This is a genomic window from Alphaproteobacteria bacterium (assembly GCA_030739735.1).
In the GTDB taxonomy this organism is placed as follows: Bacteria; Pseudomonadota; Alphaproteobacteria; order UBA7887; family UBA7887; genus UBA7887.
Genome location: JASLYQ010000036.1, coordinates 1 through 6291 on the forward strand (window position 1 = coordinate 1; position 6291 = coordinate 6291).

Sequence of the window (6291 nt, forward strand, 5' to 3'; positions counted from 1 at the left end):
AGACGAGCGCTGGGTGGTGGCAGTGTCAAACGAGACTGGTGAACCGACCCTTGCCGAACGCAACGATGAGATCTTGAACCAACGCCTCAATACATTAGCGCACGATCCATTAGTGCAAAAGGTTCTAGACACTTTTCCCGACGCCACCATCGACCCCACAAGCGCCGCGGTACGGCGTGTCAGAGGCAAGGAGTGATTGGCGAATGAAAAACCTCGGTAACCTCATGAAACAGGCGCGGCGTGCTCGAGGACCTCCTCGTCGCGGCCTGCTCGGGCGCCCGCGCCAAGGCGGAGGCACACGCCGCGGAGGAGATGAAGGGCGTGACCGGCGGCCTGCCGCTGCCGTCAGGCCTCAAGCTGTTTTGAGAGGAATCGTGGCCGGGACCGAGATCGAGCGCCTAGTCCAGGCTCTAGCACGGTTGCCCGGCCTGGGGCTCCGCTCGGGCCGCCGCGCAGCGCTCGCTGTGCTCGCCAAACGGGAGACCTTGCTGCGGCCACTAGCTGCGGCTCTGGAGGAGGCGGACGCGAGCGTGCACGCCTGCGCCCAATGCGGCAATCTCGATAGTAACGACCCTTGCGCGATCTGCACCGACACGAGGCGCAACGGGGGTCAGCTTTGCGTCGTCGAGAACGTCGCCGACCTCTGGGCACTGGAGCGCTCGGGCCTCTATCGCGGGCGCTACCACGTGCTCGGCGGCGTGCTTTCGCCGCTTGACGGCATCGGCCCAGAGGACCTGTCGATATCCCGCCGTGGCCCGCGCGCGGGAGAGCCTGTGAGCGAAGTGATCTTGGCGCTCCCCGCCACAGTCGATGGCCAGACCACGGCCCATTACATCTCAGACCGCCTGTCCAATTACGATATTAGCGTCACCGGCCTGGCGCACGGCGTGCCGATCGGTGGCGAACTCAACTATCTCGACGACGGCACCCTTGGCGCCGCCCTAAAGGCCCGCCACCCTTTATAGGCCGCACGTAAGCCCTGTTTTCCGAGACGCCACGGAGAGCCGCCACGCCGTTGTCCGCGTTGCCATGCCAGGCCCTCTCTCGTATGATTCGACCCCATGAGACAAACTGCGACAAGCTACCGCGGCATCAAGGTCCTGGTCACGGGTGGCGACGGTTTTATCGGTTCACATTTGGTCGAGCAGCTGGCTGCAGCTGGGGCCGAAGTGACGGCTCTCGCCTTATACAACGCGTTCGACGGTAACGGCTGGCTCGATGACCTAGCGGGGGAGACGCGCAAGGCCATTCGCGTTGAACGTGGCGATATGCGCGATGCCGCCTTCGTCATGCGGCTGTGCGAGGGTCAGGAGATCGTCTTCCACCTCGCCGCCCTGATCGCCATCCCCTATTCCTACATCGCCGCCCAGTCCTATGTGGACGTGAACGTCACAGGTGCCGTGAACCTGCTAGAGGCGGCACGGATGCACAAGCCGCGACGTATCGTCATGACCTCGACCAGCGAGGTCTACGGCACTGCCATCGCGGCGCCCATAGACGAGGCCCATCTGCTGCAAGCGCAATCGCCTTACGCCGCAAGCAAGATCGCAGCCGACATGATGGCCCATGCCTATGCGCTGAGCTTCGGCGTGCCGGCCTACGTGCTGCGTCCGTTCAATACATACGGCCCCCGACAAAGTGAGCGTGCGGTAATCTCATCGGTGATCCGCCAAGCGATCGATCCGCGATGCGAGACGATCCGTATCGGCGATTTGACGCCAACGCGAGATTTCGTCTTTGTCGACGATACGGCCGCGGCCTTCCTCGCCATGGGCGAGAGCGGCGCGGTGGAGCCGGGCCGCGCCTACAATGCCGGTACTGGCACAGCCGTTAGCATCGGTGAGATGGTCGAGTTGGTGCGCGCCAAGACAGCAACCAACAAGCCAGTCGAGACCGAGGCCACACGCCTGCGCCCACAAGACGCCGAAGTTCGTGCCTTGCTTGCCGATGCTACCGAATTCAACGCCGCCACGGGTTGGGCCGTGGCGACGGCGCTCACAGACGGGATAGAACAAACCATCACGTGGTGGCGCGCGCGCCATGCTGCCGGTGAGGTGCGCAGGCAAGACGCCTACGTTCTGTGAATCCGCGCTTGACCATGTATGCCCTTGCCGCTCGCCGTCGCTTGGCACTGGCCTTGCGCGGCGAGTTCGACCCCTACCCGCCGGCCCCACCTGGTGCTTGCCTAAGCCCTTTTGCCGCGCACAAGGCGGACTATGAAGAGGCGCCCCTGGCGCTCTCTTGGCAAAACTCGGATGGTGAGCCCCATGCCTGGCAGGCACAACTCCGCGACAAGCTCGCCGTGCTTTGCGGGTACCGTCGACCCGACTCGCCACCGCGGGTCCTGTATCGAGAATCGGCGCCACGGCCAGCACCCGACATGCGCCGAAAGCGCATCTACCTGCGCGCTTGGCACGATGTCGACATGCCGCTCGATTTGGTCTGGCGAGATGGTCTGAGCAAGCCAGCACCCCTCATGATCTGCCTGCAAGGCACCAATTCCGGCGCCCATCTGAGCTGGGGAGAGGTGCGTATGCCGCCCGACTCGGTCAAGATCGCCGCCGATCTCGATTTCGCGCGTCAAGCGGCTTCCCGCGGCTACCTAGCGCTCTGTCTCGAGCAACGCGCGTTCGGCGAGCGACGCGAGCGGCTGCTGCAGCCACGCTCCGCGAACCCTTGCATCGATGCGACATTGCATGCGCTGCTTCTCGGACGCTGCCTGCTCGGCGAGCGGGTATCCGACGTATCCGCCGTACTCGACTGGCTCGCCGCTAGTGGAACCGGCGATCTGCCGGCAGTCGATCTCGCTCGCACGCATGCGCTCGGCCACTCCGCCGGCGGCACCGTCGCCCTGCATGCTGCCGCGCTCGACGACAGAATCTCCGCTACCATCGCCTCGGGATGCGTCGGTCCCATACGCAGCACCATCGCAATGCGGGGCGACAGTGCCGGCCAAAACACCATTCCTGGCCAGTTACTTTGGTGCGAGCTAGGGGATATCATCGGCCTTGTCGCACCACGCCGGCTGCTCGTCACGTCCGGCGAGACCGACCACATATTTCCCTTCGAGGGGGCCGAGCGCGCGGCCGCCGAAGGCCGGCAGATCTACGAAGCGATGGACAACAGCTCGCGTCTACGTGCGCTGGCGCTTGCCGGTGGCCATCGCTTTGATGCCGAGGCGGTGTGGCCGGCTTTCGAAGAATTGCTGCAAGATGCCTAACCTAAGAGTCTTTCTCGCCATATTCGCCTTTGCTCTAACCGTTCGTGTGGGCTTGATTCTTCTTCTGGATGGGCAATGGGGTACAGACGCCTTCTTGATCGAGGACTCCAGCAACTATCGCCTGGCGGCGGCAGCCGGAATCCGACAGTCGGATGTCATGCCTGCCTATATTGCCTTCCTGCGCCTCTTCGAGGCGCTTTTCGGTTCTGACCTTATATGGCCGATCCTTGGACAAGCCGTTATCGATTCCCTCACCTCTGTCGCCATCGCGGGTATCGGCTCGGCGCTAAAACCGCGCTTGGCGTTGCCGGCCGGGGTGATGGCCGCGCTCAATCCGACACAGCTCGTCATGGCCTCGCTGCTGCTGACCGAGTCCCTGTTCCTGTTCTTTTGCACAGTCTCACTCTGGGCGACACTGACATGGCTGCGCCGCCCGCGCTGGTTCCCCGCAATCGTCGTTGGTGTCGCGCTCGGCTGCGGCATCCTCACGCGCATGATGTTAGTCCCCTGGGCATTGGTCTTACCGCTGCTCTTGCTGGCGGCGCTTGTGATCTTGCGCCGTCCGTTGAGCCGCGCCATCGTGCAAATGGCCGCCGGTGCGGCGGTGACAGCGATCCTCGTGCTGCCGATCGCCTATGACAACCAGAGTCGGTTCGGCGGCTTCGGCTTATCCGGCCAAGGCGGTGCGCATAGCCTACTCTGGCTGGTGCCGCTCGTGCTCGAGACCGTCGACGGTACACCCCATGCCCAAGGCGCGGCGCAAATGCAAAACCGTTTCGCCGAGACCATCGCCCGGGAAAGCGACCCGTTCGCCCGCTCCCGTGCCATGACGGCGGCGGCTTTCGAGGTGCTCCGCGAGCTCGGCCCGGTGCCGTTGGCCAAGGCTTGGGTCTATGGCGCCGCGATAAACCTTTTCTCGCCGGCAATCATTCTCGCGAGCCCAGTCCGCACCTTGCCACGAACCGGATTTTTCGCGACAGAAGGGGCCGACAAGCTCGACAAGATCGTCAATTTTCTCTTTCGCAACGACAACGCCTTCTACGGTTGGCTGCTGCTCGCCGGGACCGCCGGGACGCTCGCCATGCGCTTCGCTCAGGCTCGGGGCCTGTGGCGCTTGCTACGTAGTGGCGATCACATGGCGCTGGCCGGAATGCTGCTGCTCGCCTGGATCGGCTTTGTGCTGGCGGTTAACGGACCAATCGCTTCGGCCAAGTACCGCTCACCGGCAGAGGCGGCCTTCATAGTTCTGCTCGCGGCCTCCCTGCCGCGGCGGGCGGAGCAGCCGGACGCGGACAATGGCTAACCCCCGGAGACCCTCGCGCCTGACCCTGGGTACGGCCCAACTCGGCAAGGCTTATGGCATCGCCAACCGCGAATTGGCAATCGGCGATTGCCTCCTCATAGAAGACGAGCAGGACCAGCCTTAACTCGAATTCCCCGAGGCCGGCGACAAGAGCATCTCGATTTTCGACCGCCCCGCCGACATCAAGGGCACCGCGGTCCTCACCTTCTCGCACAAGTCCGGCCCCGGCCGAGGGCTGGTCGCTACCCCTTTGGCTGCCGATAGTCGGTTTCGTGGTGAGCGCCGGTTTCGTCGCCTACCACCTCTCGCGCGGGTTTTTCTAAGCCCCACGCGCGATAAAGTGGGGGTTTTCGAACTCCGGCTTGCCGTACAACAAATCTGCGCCGTCGAGCGTTCGCACGCTACCGCCGGCGGCAGCCAGCACCGCGTGCCCGGCGGCGATATCCCATTCCATGGTGCGCCCGAAACGCGGATAGAGATCGGCCGCGCCTTCGGCGAGGCGGCAGAATTTGACCGACGAGCCGGCGCGGTCGGTGCGGGTAATGCGATGTTCTTCGAGCCAAGCCTCGGTCTCGGCGTTGCCGTGGCTACGGCTCGCCACCGCTACCGCGTCGACGTCGGGGACCGCGCGCGCGGCGATCGGCACCGCCGCCGCGCCGCCTTTCTCCAACCAGGCGCCGGCTCCCGTGGCGCCGACAAAAAGTTTGTCCAGCGCCGGCACGCCGACCACGCCCAAGGTCGGCCGACCATCCTCGATCAAGGCGATATTGACGGTGAACTCGTCGCGATCGGCGATGAATTCGCGCGTCCCGTCCAACGGGTCGACGAGCCAAAATCGCGCGCCAATCTCGGGGATTTCGCCCACCGCGACGCTTTCCTCGGCGATGATCGGAATCTCCGGGGTAAGCTGGCCGAGTTGCGCCACGATCAGCGCGTTCGCCGCTTCGTCGGCATCGGTCACTGGCGAGCTGTCGGCTTTTTCGCGCACTGCGGCGCCGCGCTCGCGGATCGCCAGGATCTCGGCCCCGGCGGCGCGCGCGATTTCGCTGATCGCTGGGCCGAGCGTATTCATTTGCGCGCCGAATAGTGGCTGTCGACGTAGGCCAGTACCTCGTCGACGCACTGCTCGACCGCATTGCCACCGGTATCGATCACCAAGTCTGGTTTATCGGGCGCCTCATAGGGCGCCGAGACCCCCGTGAAGTCGCGAATTTCGCCGCTGCGGGCGCGTTTGTAGAGGCCTTTCGGATCGCGTGCCTCGCAGGTCGCTAGATCGGCCTCGATGTGGATTTCCTGGAACGCATCTTCACCGAGCAGGCGTTCCGCCGCCGCCCGCGCGCGATCGCGGTCAGCGCGATAGGGCGAGATGAAAGCGGTGATCACCAGCACGCCGGCATCGGCGAACAGCGCCGCCGCCTCGCCGACACGGCGAATGTTCTCGGCCCGGTCCTCCGGCGAAAAGCCGAGGTTGGCGTTGAGACCGCCGCGGACATTGTCGCCGTCGAGGACATAGACGTGATAGCCGCGTTGGAACAGCGCGCGTGCGGTGGCCTGGGCAATCGTCGATTTGCCGGCGCCCGAAAGGCCCGTAAACCAGATCACCCCGCCCCGATGGCCGGTCCGCCGCGCGCGCTCCTCGCCGCTCACGGCATGGTCGACGGCGGTGATGTTGGTTGCCTTGACCGACACCATCGCGCGTTGGTCGGGATAGCCTTCCATGCTGAGATTGCCGCCACCGACGATTTGATAATCGTGGACCAGCACGAAA

8 protein-coding genes and 1 pseudogene are annotated in these 6291 nt (G+C 64.6%); 7 read left to right on the forward strand and 2 right to left on the reverse strand.

Features of this window, described 5'->3' with window-relative positions; translation table 11 throughout:
- From QF629_12805 to QF629_12835, 7 genes and pseudogenes are all read left to right on the forward strand, one after another.
- Positions 1 to 196, forward strand: a 196-nt coding sequence (locus QF629_12805) for a hypothetical protein (protein MDP6014402.1), incomplete at its 5' end; no start/stop codon positions are given.
- 38 nt (positions 197 to 234) lie between these two features.
- Positions 235 to 366 (forward strand): annotated as a pseudogene (locus tag QF629_12810) (YbaB/EbfC family nucleoid-associated protein).
- Positions 363 to 965 carry a recombination mediator RecR gene (gene recR, locus QF629_12815; GenBank protein MDP6014403.1) on the forward strand — a complete coding sequence of 201 codons (603 nt, stop codon included), beginning with the start codon at positions 363 to 365 and terminating at the stop codon, positions 963 to 965. Before QF629_12810 ends, recR begins: the two are co-directional and overlap by 4 nt.
- A gap of 96 nt (positions 966 to 1061) precedes the next feature.
- Positions 1062 to 2084 (forward strand): GDP-mannose 4,6-dehydratase, encoded by a 1023-nt coding sequence (locus tag QF629_12820; protein MDP6014404.1) that lies wholly within the window; start codon positions 1062 to 1064, stop codon positions 2082 to 2084.
- 8 nt (positions 2085 to 2092) lie between these two features.
- The gene (locus QF629_12825; protein ID MDP6014405.1) at positions 2093 to 3220 is read left to right on the forward strand and encodes a hypothetical protein; all 1128 of its coding nucleotides are present in this window, start codon (positions 2093 to 2095) and stop codon (positions 3218 to 3220) included.
- Positions 3213 to 4523 (forward strand): glycosyltransferase family 39 protein, encoded by a 1311-nt coding sequence (locus tag QF629_12830; GenBank protein MDP6014406.1) that lies wholly within the window; start codon positions 3213 to 3215, stop codon positions 4521 to 4523. The genes QF629_12825 and QF629_12830 overlap by 8 nt, the downstream gene beginning before the upstream one ends.
- Positions 4516 to 4647, forward strand: coding sequence for a hypothetical protein (locus QF629_12835; GenBank protein MDP6014407.1), 132 nt, complete (start codon positions 4516 to 4518; stop codon positions 4645 to 4647). The genes QF629_12830 and QF629_12835 overlap by 8 nt, the downstream gene beginning before the upstream one ends.
- Before the next feature lie 195 nt (positions 4648 to 4842).
- On the opposite strand, the gene cysQ is transcribed toward QF629_12835, so the two are convergent.
- Positions 4843 to 5595, reverse strand: a complete 753-nt coding sequence (gene cysQ, locus QF629_12840; GenBank protein MDP6014408.1) for a 3'(2'),5'-bisphosphate nucleotidase CysQ — start codon at positions 5593 to 5595, stop codon at positions 4843 to 4845.
- Positions 5592 to 6291: adenylyl-sulfate kinase (gene cysC, locus QF629_12845; GenBank protein ID MDP6014409.1), on the reverse strand; the 700-nt coding region annotated here is incomplete at its 5' end. The genes cysQ and cysC, both read right to left, overlap by 4 nt.

Excerpts from the sequence above, each read along its gene's own strand:
- QF629_12820 (MDP6014404.1), top strand. The coding sequence starts at position 1,062 with ATGAGACAAACTGCGACAAGCTACCGCGGCATCAAGGTCCTGGTCACG.
- QF629_12830 (MDP6014406.1), top strand. The coding sequence starts at position 3,213 with ATGCCTAACCTAAGAGTCTTTCTCGCCATATTCGCCTTTGCTCTAACC.
- QF629_12835 (MDP6014407.1), top strand. The coding sequence starts at position 4,516 with ATGGCTAACCCCCGGAGACCCTCGCGCCTGACCCTGGGTACGGCCCAA.
- cysQ (MDP6014408.1), bottom strand. The coding sequence starts at position 5,595 with ATGAATACGCTCGGCCCAGCGATCAGCGAAATCGCGCGCGCCGCCGGG.